Source organism: Natronorubrum sp. A-ect3, assembly GCF_041821125.1.
GTDB lineage: Archaea > Halobacteriota > Halobacteria > Halobacteriales > Natrialbaceae > Natronorubrum > Natronorubrum bangense.
In genome coordinates this window covers 178,339-194,916 of sequence record NZ_JBGUBB010000003.1, presented here as the reverse complement: position 1 = coordinate 194,916, position 16,578 = coordinate 178,339, and the positions used below count along the sequence as shown (strand labels likewise).

Sequence of the window (16,578 nt, the reverse complement as noted above, 5' to 3'; positions counted from 1 at the left end):
AGTAGTTGGTAGTACGGATTCGTTATTCAGAGTTCTCTGTGAAACTTGCGTTCAGTATAGTCGAAGGCGTTACCGGAGCAGCCACTCACCTCTCGGATAGGCATTAGAAACGATCTGCTGAATATAGAGGGTAAATCTCGCAACCGCGAGCCACTCATTTCAGCGAGCGCGTCAGCGCGAGCAGGGTAGAGTAGTCCACAAGGAACAGCTTATTAAAAAGGAAACAATAGAGACTATATGATAACACATGCCCCTTTCCTTTGACACAACCTACAAAGATTTGGACTCTAAACTCTATTCGGGAGTGAAACCTAAAGACATCGATAATCCGGAGATTTTAGTTCTTAATGAAGATCTGTGTGATGATCTTGGATTAGATAAAGAGGAGTTAAACAGTCAGATTCTTTCAGGACAGGAACTTCTAGAAGAACCGATTGCTCAAGCATATGCAGGACATCAATTTGGAAATTATACTATGCTTGGCGACGGGAGAGCGATGCTACTAGGCGAACATGTATACGATGGCAGTAGATACGATATTCAGTTGAAAGGTTCTGGTAGAACCCCTTACTCAAGAAGAGGCGATGGGAACGCAACTGTTAGCTCCATGCTCAGAGAGTACATTTATTCATATGCGATGCAAAATCTTAATATAAAAACTTCTAGGAGTCTAGCAGCAATCGAAACCGAAGAATCAGTTCAGAGACGTAGAACAGAACCTGGAGCCATCCTTGTAAGGGTGATGAATAGCCATATTAGATACGGTACTTTCCAATATGTTGCAAGCCAAGCACCCGAAGAACTAGAGGAATTCACTGATTATGTGATCGACAGGCATTACCCTCATCTGAATAATAAGAATGGAAAATACTTGGACTTTTTTGAGGAGGTTATGCGATCCTCTATAGATATGATTGTTGATTGGATGCGTGTGGGATTCGTGCATGGCGTCATGAATACAGACAACATGAGTATAGATGGAGAAACATTTGATTACGGACCATGTGCATTCATGAATTATTACGACGAAGATACTGTCTTCAGCTCTGTAGATAAAAGAGGCCGATATTCTTTCGGAAATCAAAAAAGTATGCTGCAATGGAATCTCACACGTTTCGCAGAATCCTTACAACCGCTTTTTGAAGAATCGTCTTACGCTTTTGATGAACTAAAAGCCAAGCTAGACGACTTTGATGAAATGTTTGATGCTAAATACTACAATATGATGAGCAAGAAACTAGGGATCAAATCAGACGGTGAAAAAGAAATAATAAATGAATTCTTAGACTGGCTTCGTGAATCTAGAGCAGACTATACGAATACTTTCCTAGAATTAGAAAACCCTGGCTCTTTTGATGACCCAGTCTATTCATCTGGAGATTTTAAAGACATACAGGATAAATTGTCCCATATAGGATTGGATAAGGAAGTGATGAAACAAACTAATCCCTGTTATATCCCCCGCAACTACTTGATAGAAGAGGCACTAAATGATTATCTGGAAAAGGAAAGTCTATCAAAATTCAAACATTTGTTGAATGTGTTGGAACACCCTTATGAATCGAAAGATGCGAATTCACAATTTCAACAACCGCCTCCAAAAGAATTCGATTCAGGGTATACAACGTACTGTAATACTTAGTCAACAACCCCGGCCACAAGGGCCGGGGCTTGTCAGTGAACTCCCACTCTGCCGCCGTTAAGCGGAGGCGTTGAAATCGCCGTTCGCGTTCACCGTTCCTGACTTGAGGGCCAGTTGACTGGTGGCCCGTCCAGCACCAGACTTGAGCCAGTTCTGGACGAGACGCCACGCCACATTTCGCGCAGCGTTGTAATCCGCATGCAACTCCTTACCGCACTTCAAGCACTCGAACTCATCACCGTCTCGGTTTTCCTCGTGCGTAAATCCACACTCACCGTGACTACATCGTTGCGACGTGTACTGTGGGGCCACGGTATCCACTTCGATGCCGTGTTCTTCGGCCTTGTACTCGACCTGTCGTTGAATCTCGCGGAACGCCCACTGCTGGAACTTCGAAGCGTTCGAGATACGCGTCCAAATGTACTTCAACCGCTCGAACGCGATATGCGTACAGTCGTTTTCAACGGCCTCTCGGACGATGCCGTTCGACACGGCGTGTAGGCGATGACGACTCCACTCGGCAAACCTACCTCCGATTGATTGGATGGTGGGGTGCGCCGAGCGCGTGCCCGTCTGTTGCAGGTTTCCACGACGACGCTCGTACTCGTCGCGCTTGTGATTCAACTCATCCGCGTTCCCGAGGAACGCTCCCGTACTGGTGACGGCGAGGTATCCGTCCACGTTGAGGTCGACGCCGAGAACCACTCCGTTCTCGGTCTGCTCATCAGTAATAGATTCGGCTGCTTTCTCAACAGCAACGTGGAGGTAGTACTCGCCATCTCGCTTGTGGAGTGTGGCCTCTTTTTTCTTCCACTCCTCGTTGTTCCAGTATTCCTCGAATGGTGTGCCCTCGTCGTCGTGTGGGAGGACGTATTCGGCTGTCACGCGGTCGCCTGTGGTGGCGAGTGTCACATGGTCGTCGTTGTACGTGATGGTGCGTCCGTTGTACACGATGACCGTGCCTCGGAACTCGGGCTTGCTCGTGTTCTTCTCGTCGTTGAGCAAGTCTTTGCAGTTCCCGAGGGCGGTCGCAGCGAGGTTTCTGGCGGATTGGACGAGGCTGGATTGGAGATTGGTTTTCTCGCGGACTTCGGTGTATGTGGCTTTGTGGAGTTTGTTTTTGGCTTTAACGAGGTGGTCTGGGTCGTCGTCCCAGCCGTAGTCTGCGACGTGTTGGGCAGCTTGACGGAACTGCTTGAACGTCTGGTCAACATCCGAGTGTCGTGACTCGGGGATGTTGAGTTTGACTTGGATGTTCCTGACCACCTCTGCCATACTTCATCAGATAGTGTAGTATTATTTAATGGTTAGCGTTTAGCAGCGTGGGGGAGTTGGCACTGTGGTAGCACGTGGACAGCTTCACAAGTGTCGGCTTCCTCCCCGAGGTCAAGCCTCGGGGTATCCGCCTCGACCGCTGATGAACACACCTGTATCCGCGATATACGCCGTCTTCATTCGTCGCTTCGGTGCTGGAGAACCACTGGTTCAAGCGCCTGGAGAATGATTTCTGCTTCCATCGGAGAGAGGTCAAGTTCACGGGCCATGATTCGGTGGTTAACTGTCCCGTCGACGTACTCATGAGCATACTCAAGGGCGGTTGCCAAGCCATCCATCCCATGGCGGTCAAGATAGACATCAATATCAGGATCTCGCTCACAACGACCGACTGCGTCGACGAGTTCGGCAGTAATCGTGCGGGCTTCACCATCCGTTGTCAGTGTGATCGAAAGTGGCTCAGCTGCAAACTCGTATGGCCGTTCTTCACGTGTCTTCGTCACTAAACCTGCGTTCTCGAGTTTTCTCACGTAATCGTAGGTAGTCCCCTGTGGAATCTCAAGATCAGTAATCATGTCCTCGACAGTCGCCCTGTCAGTCTGAAGGACATACGTGTAGATTTGAGCGAGCGTCGGATTTTCCAGCAAATCAACGACCGTTCGAAGTTGCTCAATCGGCGGCGTCTCAGACGGAGTTGTAGATTGGGACATCTAATTATGAATAATGCATAGTTCATAATAACGCTTCCGCTGGTCACCTTGAGTCAGGTCTCGAACGTTGACCGCCATTTGGTTTTTGTGGTGCCACAGGGGTGGACACCATGATAGAACATTCGACGTTAGCAGAGTTCGCGACGAACGAGACAACTGACTCGAAACTGGCCAATCAACCATCGACTGACGAAACCGTGACGACGACCGCTGACGAGCGAGTCGCAACGTATCTTATCGAAGACCAGATGTCGGATCTCGCCTGAGCGGTCGATTATCCTCGATGATGGCGCTGGCGTCGACCTCGAGTCCACCGAGGGACGACGTAACCTCTCAGTGCTTGGTGCGAGAAGCAAGCAACGAGCAGACGACGAGACGATTGGAGAGTGGGGAATCGGCAAGGGAGCGATCATCGTGAAAGGCGCAGTTCGCATCTGGAGTCATGACACCGCACTGTGCTTTGGCTATCGAGGTCGACGTGACTCAGGACCATGGGCAGACATCAGCGGTCGCGATGGCCAACTCGTGGGTGCTGGACATCATCTCGAGGGATACTCGTCGAGATCGATCACTACGAAGACGAAGTGCCGGATCCGGACAGCTACCGCTGGCGGCGCTACGTTCGCGATCTTTGCAAGCACTTCGCGTACGTGCAATCATCCAAGGAGCTGCTGGGTCATTCCACCCATCTCATGTCACTCGCTGAATTCGAGTTCACTCGTCTCACTCACGAATACCGTACGAGGTGGGGTTAGCCGACGGCCCGAGGACAATCAGGATCGTAATCTCCTCGGTGATATGGAAAAAGTCGTGCTCGAGGTCGGGTTCGACGTAGACGAGATCACCCGCCGCAATCTCGTGAGTGTCATCGCCAACGCGGAGCTTGCCTGACCCCGACAGGATGTAGTACAGTTCCTCTTCGTTGTGGGAGTTCTTCGGGACGGCACTGTCAGCGGGATACTTGCCGACTTCGATGGTGAGTGGCCCCGCAGTGAGCACTTCCTTGTGCTTGAGTTCAGCCGGATCAAGGTCGTCGACCGTGTCGGTGATCGAAACGAGAGTCATTTGTTACCGCTTATCGCACATCAACTTAACATTTTTGCCTCTGATTGTTCCCAATTGAGTATCTAACGCTCTGTAACGGCCAGAAACAGTGGATAGGCCAAATTTGCTCGCCATGGTGATCGCCCTACAAACGCTCCGTTCTCTGGTCGAGGGTGAAACCGGATGTGGTTACCCGAACTCGAGTTCGGTCGGAAGAACAATCTCGAGAAAATACACCGTGACGGCTCTCAAACCACGCCAAGCTGTCGAATCGTCAACTCGAGCATCGCTTTGGCGCCGTCGATGACGGACTCGCGTTCGACAAACTCGAGTGGCTCGTGAGAGAGTGCACCAGCAGGACCGTACTCGACGATCGTCGGCAGGCGCGTGGCCGAGTAGATCGACGCCGCGTCGGTCACACCGGGGGCGACGGTCACGCCCGGGTCGTAGCCGACCGTCGACCGTGCCGCCTCGATCGCTTGCGAGACGAGCGGATGGTTCCGTGCCGCCTCGCGGGAGTCTGCCAACGCAACCGGCGGGAAGTACTCGGCGGGGTCGACCGTCGCGGTCACGTCGACATCGCCGGCTTCGGCCTCGACGTGGGAGGCGATGGTTTCCTCGAGGTGGGCCCGGATCGCATCGGGGTCGTTCGGATACGCCTCCCACCGGGGAAAGCGTACGTCAAAGGTCGTCTCACACCAGTCGGGAACGGCGTTCACGCCGGCCCGCTCGAGTCTGCCCTCACGGTCGCGCCGGACGTCGCCGCCGATGATCGTCGTGCCGGCCGCCACCGTGAGTTCGCCAAGCAGCGAGTCGTCAATGAACGGCGACGCGATTGACTCGCGAAAGGACGGCTCCTCGACGGTCGCTAACCCCTTTGCCGTCTCGAGGACCGCGTTCGAACCCAGATGCGGCGTCGAGGCGTGGGTCGACTCGCCCTCGACACTGAGAGTGACCCATGCGAGCCCGCGGTGGCCGACCGCGGGCACGAATCCGTAGGAGCCGTCCATGACGACCACCGCGCCCTTGGGGTCGGGGAATTGCTCGGCGAACCAGCCGGTTCGATCGCCCCGGCCGACCATCGCTTTCGCGCCGACCTGAGCGATTTCCTCGCCGACGAGGTGGCCGTGGACGAGCGTGCCACCGAGCTGTCGATCTCCAAGGGCACTCTCGAGGGCGCGCAAGGCCCCGACGAGACCGACGACCGACGCCTTGTTGTCGTAGGTGCCACGCCCGACCAACACATCGCGTTCGGTGTCGTCACGACGGTCCCAGACCCGATCGTAGGCGTCGCGGATGGTGCGTCTCTCGCGTTGTCCGTCGACGGTGAGCTCGATAGCTCCCGGCTCGGGCCGGCGGACTGTTCCCACGGAGACGTCGTAGGGGTCGGTGCCCGGCCAGTCAGCGTCGTCACCCGGTGCGACCGTATCCGTGTGGCTCGTACAGACGAACAGCTCGTCGGTGGCTCCCTCGAGGACCGCATAGCAGTTCTCCCGGGGGCCACGGTCGTCGTCGGGTACGCGCTGGACGTCGAGTGTCGCTCGATCTGTCTCCGCCTCGAGTGTGGCATATAGCGAACCGACGACCGACTCGGGATCGTCGTGTGTTCCCTCCCTGCCGGTCACGCTCGGCTGTGAGACGAGCTCGGAGAGGAACTCGAGCAACTCGGCTTCGCGTTCGTCGATCCACGCCCGGCCCTGGTCGATGACGTCTCGTGCGGGCGCCTCGAGACCGGCGCTGTGTGTTTTGCCCTCGGATGGATCCATACGCTGTCGTGTGGACTGCCCCACAATGGAAGCTTCGGGCTCCTGTGGCTCCGTGATCGATCAGTGACGGTGTTCGATTCCGGCTGGCCGACTGGGAAATTATTTTGTGGCAAAAAAGTAAGTAAACAATATGGTCCCCGATCCGCAGTCACTCAGCCGACGACAGCTGCTCGCTGGAGCCGCCGGCAGCGTCGGACTCGGCGGCGGTGCGTTCATCGCCACGGCTCTGACTCGACCGACAGCCCTCCCGAACGTGCTCGTCGACTGGGTGATCAACTACTACCCGACGCCGCCCTCGCCGAGTTCGCTTTGGCAGCCGACGGTGACCGAAGCCCATGCTCGCGAGGCCGTCGAGTTGCTCGCCGAGACCGAACAAGAGGCATTCGACCGCTGGGACGACCTAGACAGCGACGACTATCCCATCATCGGCTCCGGCGGGTGGCTCTCGACCGCTGAGGAATCGCTCGAGGACGGCGACTACGAGGACGCCCTCTCCGAGGCCAGATATGGGATGCAGTTCGCCGGCGAGGACCTAGGTGCCGCTCGTGCGGAACGCGGGGAGGAAGACCTTGAGGCGCTTGCGGACCGCGCCGAAACCCTGCTCGAGCGAGTCGACATCGTCATCGACGATCTCGAGGACCGTCCAGTGGCCGAGCCGGAACGCGATCTGGCGTGGTACGTCCACGTCGAGACCGAACTTCAGCGCGGGCGACACCTCGCCCAGTTCCGCGAGCTGGACGAGATCCGTGACGACGAGACCGATCTCCCGCAGTACGACTCGCTGATTGTCGGCAAAATCACGTCGAAGCTCCTGCGAGCCGAGATCGCCGTCGAGACCGCCGCACAATACCGCGATCGGCTGTGGGAGACGTTCGACGGGACCGAAGACTCATACGACGACCACCTGCAGGACCTTCTCGAGGAGCTCAGCGGCGAACTCGAGCCGATGCCGACCCGGGACGAGGTCGAAGACGAGTACATCGGTGACCCTGCAGAGTATGGCCCCTACGAGTTCGCCCACTCCCGGCTCGCACGGTGGTGTTTCCCGGCGACGTTGTCACCACCCTGGGGGCGAAATATCGACGAGGAGTTTCTCACACTCAAGGTGCTTGCCCTGGCGCAAGGACTCGTCGACTGGCACGCTCACGAGTACGTGGTGGAACACTTAGAGGTCGAACCGGACGACGAGGAGTTCGATCCAGCTTATATCCTCACCGAAAAGCGCCGGGGACGGTCGGTCTACGAGGACGTGATCGGGTCGAATCCCGCCCCGTTCATGGTCGTCCTCTCCGAACAAGGAATCGGTAACCTTCGGGCAGCGACCGTCAACCGTGACTGGGACGACAGGTGGAAGCCCTGGAACGAGCGCGTCCAGACCTACCTCAACGCGTTACTGGGACGGGCCAGATTGCAGGAGTCTCCGACGGTGTACGAACGGCTCGTTGACGGCTAATGAGCGTGCTATACAACTTGATCGCGGATCGCCGCGTCGAAAACCCGCCGTTTGCCGAGCCCAGAAGTGGCCGATCGCGTACGTGCCGCGCCGCCACTCATTAGTGGGAGACTCTGTCAGGCCTGTTGATCCGAGCGAGTCTTCGAATCCAATCGAGACACTGGTTCTGCGTTGAGAGTGGACACGAGACCGTTACGAAGTCGCCTCGCTATCCGGATTCTCTTTGATGTACGAGACACCGCAAGTCCTCGAGATGGAATCCGGAGTCACAGTGACTCGTCGGGTCGTAAGCATTCAGCGGGGCCCAGTACTCTTGCCCGGTTTCTGGATCTACTGAGCGCCTTTGTAGGCGTCGTAGGTGGCGTAAGCCTGGACCGCCGGGTAAGTCAGTAGAGGGATGATCGTCCACCAAAGGAAGACAACGACCATGATATGGATGGCCTGGATGAGGCAAAACGCGACCCCCTTGCCAACATTTTCATTATAGATCTGGCCTGCGCCAGCGGCGATAGGGACAACGAACCCTGCACCACTCAGAATTGCGGCTAACCCGGGATTGTTATTTGCATTCCCTCCCTGACTAACACCACAGTTCGGGCAAATGGATGCCTCTCGCTTGATTATTTCGCCACAACTCGAGCAAAACTGTTCGTCTGCCGCTTTTTGTTTGGATTCTGGCCCGGAGTAGGTCGACTCCTCCGATGGAACAGAGCCGTCTTCTTCACCCTCAATTGTCTCTTCCTCAGTATCATTCTCTCCCGACAAATATTTCTCAGACGAATTTGGTTCTTGAGCTGGTGAACCCATTGCCCACATAACTTTTTCACAGATTCTTATAACTTCCTTTTGGGCATCACCACTGGTAACGCAGATCTCAAATCGGATACTGACCTGGACTTGCTAATCTCGGCCTGGAGCCTTCCGAATACACAGTGTGCCATAGAACGTTTCTCGGACTTGTCGAAGTGACAGATACCGCTACCAAACTGCCACCCATATCCACTCCCGTTTCCAGCAGTTCGACGGGAATCGCAGGTTCTCAATTATCCGGCGACCTTAGCGGAGAGTTCCGTGAGATTGTCTGCACCGATACCGAGGACAAATTTCTTTTCCGATGACTGAGGGGACGTGGGATATTACTTCTGAACAGGGGCGGGCAAGAACACTCATACGAATGAATAGACCCCGCTCCACCTGTGCATTACTACTTTCGGAACACGTCAGACAGGGAACTGAACAGTTCGATCGAATAGCAAATATCAAGAAAATATCGGTCTCGAGCGTCATCAGGATGGGTTAGGCTTTCCAGTAGCATCCGTGCGCTCCCAAAGCCTATCACCGAACAGAACATTTTGATTTGCATGAGTACACAGCAGCAAGAAGGAGGGGACGAAAAACCATCTGACAGGGAGATCTACCAGCGAAACGTCCAGCGGGCTCGAGCAGTGACGTTCAAGATTGGCACAGATATTAGCGTCAATACGGATTAGACGGTGTTGTCATCTGCTCTGTACGTCTGTTAGCCAGTCGGGCGGCTCTAAGTCCACATCGTCTGTCTCAAACTCATACGTGACTTCTATCGTAGTTGACTCGTCGCCGGCTACTGTGGTCAACAGATAGTTGAGGAAAGTCAGGCGGGGCAATCTCGTTTGCTCCCACGACACATCCGCGGATTTGACCGCTCGGGTCTCTGTATCGACTTTAACATCCCCTGCTGTATCTGTGATACGACGATCAGTCTGTTCTATCCACGCGTCTTGAGGCTCGTACGTGGCGTTGACATCTGTTTGATGAGTCTGTTCATATGTGATGGCAGATAGGCTCCCGATCACCACTTCCGCTTCGTTTGCGAGGGTGTTTTCTGTTCTATCGGTGCTCTTCTCGATGAAAATGACCGCTGTCTCGTCCCCCTCTCGCTCTATTTGCAGTACTTCTCGATCGTCATTTTCTTCCTCGGCTTCTATCCATCTGTCAGCGTATGCTTCGTCCTCGAATGTCATCCGGCCGTACGTGTCTTCGTCGGGGCCTGATTGATATTCTTCTACTAGACTCCGCTCATGATCGATCACTGCGTAACGTTCGCCGTCTGAAGTCATGACGCCGTCAACACCAAATTGCGTCTGGTCGTCAACCATGACGCTGCCAGAAATCCGGTATTCGTCGGTTTCTTCGAATGAGAACTGTTGCTCGGGAGGACTCTCAGAATGGGGTTCGGACGTCGAGAACGGATAGACGACAGACAAAGCCAGCGTAGCACAGAGTACTACCAAAATTCCGATAACGATGCCAGCGGAGCGCCAATTCATACTTTCTGTATACTATTAATCGATGAAAAGTCTGCTGCAGTTGGAGGGAGATATTAGAATGCGCCGCCGGTTGGGATATTTGACCGCTTAGTCCCGCAGTGATTGCCACCGGAGCAGTCGCTTTCAGATCACCTCCGCCATCTCGCCGGTGATCGAGCTATACTAGTCCGCCGAAAATGTCGAAAGCCATTATAGAATCCTCTGGATCGTTTGTAGACGGCGACGTAGAACGCGGCCCTGTTTCAGAAAGACGGTGAACCAGCCGACGTGCTACATACTCTCGAGGGTGACCTGTATTGCTGGGACGAGCGCGCCAAGCACGTTCAACAGGATTGCCGCGACCGTACTGGCAGCTTCCAAATTGGGGCCGAAATCGAGATGTTGAGAATGTGGTTGCAATCAATGCTACTAGTGCTACCTCGAACGCGACGGTTTGCTCAGGTTCGTTACCGAATACCGCCGGAATATCAGTCGGTCTGAGACGGACAATTTCCTCGTGCAGCGTGAACAGATCCGGAAGATTCTCAGCCACTTGCTCTGGTACCCTCTCAGCAGAGGGCACGTCGGGGTGCTGAGATTCCAACTCTATGTTCTGTTCTCATTTGAATTGATACAACAGGAACATGATAGGTCTTGGGTGTCTTTCGGAGATTTCTCCCCATCTCTTCCGGACACGAGTATCCCTCCCTGTTACTGATCTGATTTGCGCTACAGACGATCGATGGGGTGCTCTTACTGGTATAGATGCCCCAGTTCGTATCTATGGCGAAGATGCCACCCCCCATACCTCCACCCTGCTACAGAAACACCTTTCTAACGTCCCAAACTGCAGATTACCCCCTCACTGAGAGGAATTACTGGTTTTTTCATACAGAACTTTTGTGAGAAAGTATCAAGAACCTCCTCAATGTCGGGGTGTGTCATGGACCGGCGCACATACCTGGTCTTGGCAGGGGGAATCGCAACGCTTGGAAGCACCGCAGTCGGAGCCGGACAGGACGGCGATCCCAATGAGAACGGAAACGCAGATGAGGAAGACGTGCTGATGATCGGGACGCTCGACGATCTGGACGAGCTTCCGTTTGATGCTGATGTCGTCGCTGAACTCGAGGGCGATGGAAGCACGGTGACAGACGAGTTCGAACTTGACGAAGGGCTCGCATTGTTCGTCTATGAGAGCGAGAATGTGGATGACGAGGGTATTGAGGCCGATCTGGAACAACTCGATGGCGACTTCGACGAGACGTGGACGATCAACGAGGTCGTGTTCATGGACACGGATATCGACGAGGTGACCGGAGCAACCCTCTCACAGCCGGATGAAGGCGAGTACATCTTAGACCTCGGTACAGATGGTGAGTGGGACGTGCATGTCGTACAGCTCGAGGCACCGCAGGACGAAGTCGTCTCGCCACCTGTCTCCGCCTCAGGCGAACACTCGGCCGTTTTCGGACCCATCGAGGCTGATGGTGGGCTAACGATCAGTGGTGAGCATGACGAAGGCGACTACGACCGGATGTTTGATGTGCTTGCCTATCCAGAGGATCCGGAGGAACGATTTGATTTTGCGTTCACCGAGGACCCCGGCTTTGAAGGTGAAACCCGTGTTGATGTCGACGGTGTCACCTGGATCGAAGTTAATACACTCGGGGAGTGGGCAATCGAGGTTGACAACTGATCAGTACCTCTCCTTGCACCCTGCGCTGACTTTTTATGGAAAGTTGGACATCTACGCAAACAGCCTCTTTCTCATCGGCGCCCTCGAGTGTCACACCCGGCGGAAATCAGCTAGACGGATTTCACGTCCCCCAGGACGTGGAAGAGGTCGACAAAACAGCATCAGCACTAGTTCTGGATCTTGTCCATCTGGCATTGGACACAAAGGTCGTCAGCGAAGCAGGCGACGCTGTCATAGGGACACTCGTATTCGTCGACTGTCACAGAGAGGCGACGTTTTGCATGCTCCCATTCGACTGCCCAGTCGCCGATATCCATCTCTGCGGATGTGAACACGACATCGCCGTCTCGATCGATGATCTTGGCGACAGTAACGGCGTACTGGTGTTCTTTCACGAGGTCGATCGCTTCGTAGTACGATGTGCACTGGATCTGCCTCGTGCCATCGGTGTCGTCAAGGAGTCGAACCGTGATCGACCCGTCGTACTCCTCGGTCGGATCTAGCCCTCCAGTCATTGCGAAGTCATCGGAATGTAGACGGAAGAGGTTGTGGTTTAGTCACGTCTCGAGTCTGAAGGGGTCGGTTGCAAGATGTTCAAGTTCCTCTCGTTCAGCCGTAGCCACCAGCCACTGCTCTGGTAGCACACTGCGACCTAACCGCGCACCAGTGATAGCTACAACAAGCTCGCCGATTGTATCCGGTCACCACCATCATAACGACGTCAACGATCGCTTCTTGGGCAGTGTCGGCAGTGAGCCCGTGTAGTAGTCGCTCTCGAGCGAGAAAAAGACTGTATCCTCTGAGAAGAATTTGTTGTTCGAACACTGGCCGATGGTGACATCCCCTCATGGTAAACGGCGGAGCTTCCCACAAGCGGAGGCTTGCTGGTTTGGGAGATTTACGTTTAACATCCTCAAGGGTCGTCCGAAGCTGTATTACAGACGTCTATAACAGATGTTTGTTACAGATCCACTCAATCCCACAAGAGCTCATCTGTAAGGCCTGGTCACGCTCGATCTCGAGCCCGTGCTCGTCGATTCACGCCCGGCCCTGGTCGACGACGTCTCGTGCCGGCGCCCGATTCCGGCTGGCCAAATGGAAAATTGTTTTGTGTAAAATAAATAAGTAAATAATGTGGTCCCCGCTCCGCAGTCACTCAGCAGACGGCAGCTGCTCGCTGGAGCTGCCGGCAGCGTCGGACTCGGCGGGTAGCTGGAGCTGTCCTGATCGGTGCGTGTCTGCTCTGGAGTAGCTGATCACTCTCCTTGTCTGTCAACCGCCTGAAGATGTCCGGAACTGACTGGATCCGAATTACTCTCCTTCGAGCGGCTGGCCACGTCGGTCGATTCGAGTGGCCGGAAGCCCTGCTCGTTCAGCGTGTTCTTCAACGGCAGTCTCGGATTCGGCTTGATAGTGACAAAAGGTCCCTGTGATCTGTTCGTCGTCGTTCAGTAAGACCTCGGATTCTACCCATCGAATGCCAACGTCTTCGTCGCGAAGTTCCTGTAGCACCTCGCCCGACTGCTCAGCAGCAGCCGTGAGTTCGTCTTCGGTGATCGGGTCCTCGAGTGCACGGAGGATGAAGAAATCCTCCAGCGTATCGTCAGCCATGTTCTCTGTCATCATACAACATGGTATTTCATAAACGTTCGCCACTTTCTCAGTTCAACGCGCTGTGTCAGTTTGGTTGCTCATCGAGTTCGGACCCCAGTCGCCAGAGTGCGCGATAGAGCGTCCACATATCGCACTCGAGGCGGTCGGCCAGCGATCGACAGCGTTCGAGGTACGTTTCGTACGCCTCGAGTGAGAACGTGTCCGGATAGTCGTCAGGTAACTGTCCAGCCGCATCCAGAACTGCCAGTTCTCGTTCGCCACCGACGATAAACGACGTTGGATCGATAAACAGCAGATAGGCGGAGGCGACCGGAACGTCTACGCCCTCCAACGTTGTCAGTCGGGAAACTCGCTCGGACACGTCGGATGCCGTGGTCGCGTCACCGAGAACACGTTTGACCATCTCAAAGTCGTTCTGTCCGAACCGGTCTTCGGCCGCTCGACGCTCTGCGTTCGGAACGTCGCCCAGAGAGCGCCGATAGTACCATCTGACGACCCACTCTGCATCACGCCACCCGAACTCGCCGCTTTCGAACGCTCCCGGTAGTCCCTCGATCTGTTCTTGCTCGACGGGGTACAGTGGCTCGTGTGTCCGGTATTCCTCGGCTTTCGTCTCGATGATTGTCCGTGTGAGGTCCACGATAAGCGATCGTTCACGGGCGTTCAAATGAATGTTTGGCACTATAGCTGTCGCGCTGTCGGCACCGACGGCTTTTCGAACGGGCGCGTTCGCTGGCTGGTTCATGAGCCGTGGTGGCTGAACTGAGGTAGTTCGTGCTAGAAAGAATCATGCATATGGAGATGGTTAGTCGTGACACCGCGGCTCGCGAACGTGGCCAGAACGTGACCTATGTCCAGCAATAACTCAGATCCCGTGAAAACTATTTGTCCGTACTGCGGTGTCGGGTGCGGAATTACGGTACAGCCCGGTGAAGAGCCCAGCGACATGCGGTTTATGCCGTGGGGTGATGCACCAGTAAACGAGGGGCGTGTCTGTATCAAAGGGGGGGCAGCGACGGAAGTCGTCGATCACGAGGACCGGTTGACCAACCCACTGATCAAAGAGGACGGTGAGTTCCGCGATGCATCGTGGGAGGAAGCCTACGAGTACGTTGTCGACGAACTTGCCCGCATTCGAGACGAACACGGGCCCGACGCGATGGGCTTTTACGGCTCATCGAAGGTGATGAACGAGGAGAACTACCTTCTCCAGAAGCTGACCCGCCGCTACGGAACGAACAACGTCGACAACTGCACGCGAATGTGTCACGCGTCGACCGTCTGGGCGCTGCGAACGAGCCTGGGCGCGGGTGCGATGACCAACAGCATGGAGGACCTTCGAGACGAGGCGGACGTCTTCTGGATCCAAGGCGCGAATCCTGGCGAGCAACATCCCATCGCCAACAGCCAGTACTTCCGGCAGGCAGTGCTCGACGGTGCGACCGTTATTCAGGTCGACCCACACGCGAACAAGACGACGCGGTCGTTCAAGATCGACGACACTGACCGCCATCAACACCTCCAGTTGAACCCGGGAACTGACATCCCGCTGTTGAACGTCGTCATCAAGACGGCACTCGAGAACGACTGGATCGACGAAGCGTTCATCGAGGAGCGAACCGAAGGCTTCGAGCATCTCGAGCGGTCGCTCAGAGACTTCGATAAAGCGGCCGCCGCCGAGGAGTGTGGCGTTCCACTCGAGGAGATCGAACTGGCCGCAGAGAAGTACGCCACGGCCGACAACGCGGCCATCTTCACCGGAATGGGGATGAGCCAACATCGGTGTGGTGTCGACAACGTCCAGAACGAGATCAACCTCGCGCTGATCACGGGGAACGTCGGCCGACCCGGGACGGGTGTGAATCCACTTCGAGGCCAGAACAACGTCCAGGGGACCTGTGACGTCGGTGCAATGCCGAACGTGCTCCCGGGCTATCAGCTGGTCGACGACGATGCCGCTCGTGAGCGCGTCGAACAGGTTTGGGGGTTCGAGGTGCCCGACGAACCGGGGCTGACGAACGTCGAACTCTCCCACGAGTTCGGCGAGTCGGTCAAGGGGCTGTACGTGATGGGGGAGAACCCGGTCATGTCCGAGCCCGACGCCAACCGAGTCGCCGAACGGATCCAGCAACTCGAGTTCATCGTCGCACAGGACATCTTCATGACCGAGACGGCGGAGTACGCCGACGTCGTCCTTCCGGCGACGAGTTGGGCCGAACGCGGTGGCACTGTCACGAACACCGACCGGCGCGTCCAGCGCATGCGTGGCGTCGGGAAGGTCCACGAAAACACGAAACACGACCTCGAGATCGTCTCAGAGATCGGGCAACGGCTGTTCGACGATGGGGAAGCGCTGTTCGACTTCGAGGACCCCGAGGCGGTGTTCGAAGAGCTCCGACAGGTCTGTCCCATCTATCATGGGATGACGTACGACCTCCTCGGCGAGGAGGGGCTCCACTGGCCGTGTTATGAACCCGGCGACGAAGGAGACCTGTTCCTGTACGAAGACGAGTTCGACACTGAGAGCGGTCTCGGACACATCGAGGGGGTTCGCCACCAGCCACCAGCCGAGACGCCGGATGAGGAGTATCCACTGATCTTGACGACGGCCCGACTCGAGGAACACTACAACACCGGCACGATGAGCACCCGATCGCCGACGCTCAACCGGCAGACGCCCGAAAATTTCGTCGACGTCAACCCTGCAGATGCCGAACGCTACGGGATCGGAGACGGCGACGAAGTCACACTCAAATCACGGCGCGGCGAGATCACAGTCGAAGCACAAGTCACGGAAGACATCAAAGAAGGTGTGGTCTGGACGACGCCGCATTTCGCGGCCGCCTCCGCGAACAAACTCACCAACGACGTTCTCGACGAACGAGCGAAGATCCCCGAGTACAAGGCCGCAGCTGCCGAGATAGAGGTCTCGATCGACGCCAACACAGCCGCTGACGACTGATCGTCCGAGTCAGTGGCTCGACAACCTCGACGGCTCGAGACGTCCCAGCTGTAAACTACGTGTTGGATCGGCTAGCGTTCACCCGTCCCGTTCCCGAGCTCTGTCCCCGTTTCTCGGTGCTGACAGCG

Annotated in this window: 14 protein-coding genes and 1 pseudogene; 6 read left to right on the top strand and 9 right to left on the bottom strand. The window is 55.6% G+C overall.

Going from position 1 to position 16,578, the window contains the following annotated elements; translation table 11 throughout:
• The first annotated feature begins 247 nt into the window (after positions 1 to 247).
• A complete protein-coding gene (locus ACERJA_RS12905; protein ID WP_373608661.1) occupies positions 248 to 1,642 on the top strand; it encodes a YdiU family protein in 1,395 nt (464 codons plus the stop codon).
• 57 nt (positions 1,643 to 1,699) lie between these two features.
• Here the strand turns inward: ACERJA_RS12905 and ACERJA_RS12900 are convergent, their stop codons facing one another.
• Both ACERJA_RS12900 and ACERJA_RS12895 read right to left on the bottom strand, forming a co-directional pair.
• Positions 1,700 to 2,917: an RNA-guided endonuclease InsQ/TnpB family protein gene (locus ACERJA_RS12900; protein ID WP_373608660.1), complete on the bottom strand. Its 1,218-nt coding sequence runs from the start codon at positions 2,915 to 2,917 to the stop codon at positions 1,700 to 1,702.
• A gap of 176 nt (positions 2,918 to 3,093) precedes the next feature.
• Complete coding sequence (locus tag ACERJA_RS12895; protein WP_373608659.1) at positions 3,094 to 3,627, bottom strand: helix-turn-helix domain-containing protein; 534 nt, start codon at positions 3,625 to 3,627, stop codon at positions 3,094 to 3,096.
• Between the two features lie 110 nt (positions 3,628 to 3,737).
• On the opposite strand from ACERJA_RS12895, the pseudogene ACERJA_RS12890 reads away from it, so the two are divergent.
• Positions 3,738 to 4,286, top strand: a pseudogene (locus ACERJA_RS12890) (ATP-binding protein); the annotation flags it as partial.
• 64 nt (positions 4,287 to 4,350) lie between these two features.
• On the opposite strand, the gene ACERJA_RS12885 reads toward ACERJA_RS12890, so the two are convergent.
• Both ACERJA_RS12885 and ACERJA_RS12880 read right to left on the bottom strand, forming a co-directional pair.
• The gene (locus ACERJA_RS12885) at positions 4,351 to 4,692 is read right to left on the bottom strand and encodes a cupin domain-containing protein (RefSeq protein WP_373608658.1); all 342 of its coding nucleotides are present in this window, start codon (positions 4,690 to 4,692) and stop codon (positions 4,351 to 4,353) included.
• A 227-nt stretch (positions 4,693 to 4,919) separates the two neighbouring features.
• The gene (locus ACERJA_RS12880; protein ID WP_373608657.1) at positions 4,920 to 6,437 is read right to left on the bottom strand and encodes a M20 family metallopeptidase; all 1,518 of its coding nucleotides are present in this window, start codon (positions 6,435 to 6,437) and stop codon (positions 4,920 to 4,922) included.
• A 130-nt stretch (positions 6,438 to 6,567) separates the two neighbouring features.
• Between ACERJA_RS12880 and ACERJA_RS12875 the strand changes: the two genes are divergently transcribed.
• A complete protein-coding gene (locus ACERJA_RS12875) occupies positions 6,568 to 7,890 on the top strand; it encodes a hypothetical protein (RefSeq protein ID WP_373608656.1) in 1,323 nt (440 codons plus the stop codon).
• Positions 7,891 to 8,220: 330 nt separating this feature from the next.
• Here ACERJA_RS12875 and ACERJA_RS12870 read toward each other — a convergent pair whose 3' ends face one another.
• Positions 8,221 to 8,697, bottom strand: a complete 477-nt coding sequence (locus ACERJA_RS12870) for a zinc ribbon domain-containing protein (RefSeq protein ID WP_373608655.1) — start codon at positions 8,695 to 8,697, stop codon at positions 8,221 to 8,223.
• A 554-nt stretch (positions 8,698 to 9,251) separates the two neighbouring features.
• Between ACERJA_RS12870 and ACERJA_RS12865 the strand changes: the two genes are divergently transcribed.
• Positions 9,252 to 9,380, top strand: a complete 129-nt coding sequence (locus tag ACERJA_RS12865; RefSeq protein WP_373608654.1) for a hypothetical protein — start codon at positions 9,252 to 9,254, stop codon at positions 9,378 to 9,380.
• A 9-nt stretch (positions 9,381 to 9,389) separates the two neighbouring features.
• On the opposite strand, the gene ACERJA_RS12860 is transcribed toward ACERJA_RS12865, so the two are convergent.
• Complete coding sequence (locus ACERJA_RS12860) at positions 9,390 to 10,196, bottom strand: hypothetical protein (RefSeq protein WP_373608653.1); 807 nt, start codon at positions 10,194 to 10,196, stop codon at positions 9,390 to 9,392.
• Positions 10,197 to 11,118: 922 nt separating this feature from the next.
• Here ACERJA_RS12860 and ACERJA_RS12855 point away from each other — a divergent pair.
• The gene (locus ACERJA_RS12855) at positions 11,119 to 11,874 is read left to right on the top strand and encodes a hypothetical protein (protein WP_373608652.1); all 756 of its coding nucleotides are present in this window, start codon (positions 11,119 to 11,121) and stop codon (positions 11,872 to 11,874) included.
• Positions 11,875 to 12,041: 167 nt separating this feature from the next.
• On the opposite strand, the gene ACERJA_RS12850 is transcribed toward ACERJA_RS12855, so the two are convergent.
• From ACERJA_RS12850 to ACERJA_RS12840, 3 genes are all read right to left on the bottom strand, one after another.
• Positions 12,042 to 12,389, bottom strand: a complete 348-nt coding sequence (locus tag ACERJA_RS12850; protein ID WP_373608651.1) for a hypothetical protein — start codon at positions 12,387 to 12,389, stop codon at positions 12,042 to 12,044.
• 796 nt (positions 12,390 to 13,185) lie between these two features.
• The gene (locus ACERJA_RS12845; RefSeq protein WP_373608650.1) at positions 13,186 to 13,485 is read right to left on the bottom strand and encodes a DUF4242 domain-containing protein; all 300 of its coding nucleotides are present in this window, start codon (positions 13,483 to 13,485) and stop codon (positions 13,186 to 13,188) included.
• Positions 13,486 to 13,552: 67 nt separating this feature from the next.
• Positions 13,553 to 14,128, bottom strand: coding sequence for a hypothetical protein (locus ACERJA_RS12840; RefSeq protein ID WP_373608649.1), 576 nt, complete (start codon positions 14,126 to 14,128; stop codon positions 13,553 to 13,555).
• A 210-nt stretch (positions 14,129 to 14,338) separates the two neighbouring features.
• On the opposite strand from ACERJA_RS12840, the gene fdhF reads away from it, so the two are divergent.
• Entirely contained in the window at positions 14,339 to 16,450 is a 2,112-nt protein-coding gene (gene fdhF, locus ACERJA_RS12835; RefSeq protein WP_373608648.1) for a formate dehydrogenase subunit alpha, read from the top strand.
• The last annotated feature ends 128 nt before the right edge of the window (positions 16,451 to 16,578 follow it).

What these genes read in the sequence shown, in the direction of transcription:
- ACERJA_RS12905 (WP_373608661.1), top strand. Translation starts at nt 248, where the DNA reads ATGCCCCTTTCCTTTGACACAACCTACAAAGATTTGGACTCTAAACTC.
- ACERJA_RS12900 (WP_373608660.1), bottom strand. Translation starts at nt 2,917, where the DNA reads ATGGCAGAGGTGGTCAGGAACATCCAAGTCAAACTCAACATCCCCGAG.
- ACERJA_RS12895 (WP_373608659.1), bottom strand. Translation starts at nt 3,627, where the DNA reads ATGTCCCAATCTACAACTCCGTCTGAGACGCCGCCGATTGAGCAACTT.
- ACERJA_RS12885 (WP_373608658.1), bottom strand. Translation starts at nt 4,692, where the DNA reads ATGACTCTCGTTTCGATCACCGACACGGTCGACGACCTTGATCCGGCT.
- ACERJA_RS12880 (WP_373608657.1), bottom strand. Translation starts at nt 6,437, where the DNA reads ATGGATCCATCCGAGGGCAAAACACACAGCGCCGGTCTCGAGGCGCCC.
- ACERJA_RS12875 (WP_373608656.1), top strand. Translation starts at nt 6,568, where the DNA reads ATGGTCCCCGATCCGCAGTCACTCAGCCGACGACAGCTGCTCGCTGGA.
- ACERJA_RS12870 (WP_373608655.1), bottom strand. Translation starts at nt 8,697, where the DNA reads ATGGGTTCACCAGCTCAAGAACCAAATTCGTCTGAGAAATATTTGTCG.
- ACERJA_RS12865 (WP_373608654.1), top strand. Translation starts at nt 9,252, where the DNA reads ATGAGTACACAGCAGCAAGAAGGAGGGGACGAAAAACCATCTGACAGG.
- ACERJA_RS12860 (WP_373608653.1), bottom strand. Translation starts at nt 10,196, where the DNA reads ATGAATTGGCGCTCCGCTGGCATCGTTATCGGAATTTTGGTAGTACTC.
- ACERJA_RS12855 (WP_373608652.1), top strand. Translation starts at nt 11,119, where the DNA reads ATGGACCGGCGCACATACCTGGTCTTGGCAGGGGGAATCGCAACGCTT.
- ACERJA_RS12850 (WP_373608651.1), bottom strand. Translation starts at nt 12,389, where the DNA reads ATGACTGGAGGGCTAGATCCGACCGAGGAGTACGACGGGTCGATCACG.
- ACERJA_RS12845 (WP_373608650.1), bottom strand. Translation starts at nt 13,485, where the DNA reads ATGGCTGACGATACGCTGGAGGATTTCTTCATCCTCCGTGCACTCGAG.
- fdhF (WP_373608648.1), top strand. Translation starts at nt 14,339, where the DNA reads ATGTCCAGCAATAACTCAGATCCCGTGAAAACTATTTGTCCGTACTGC.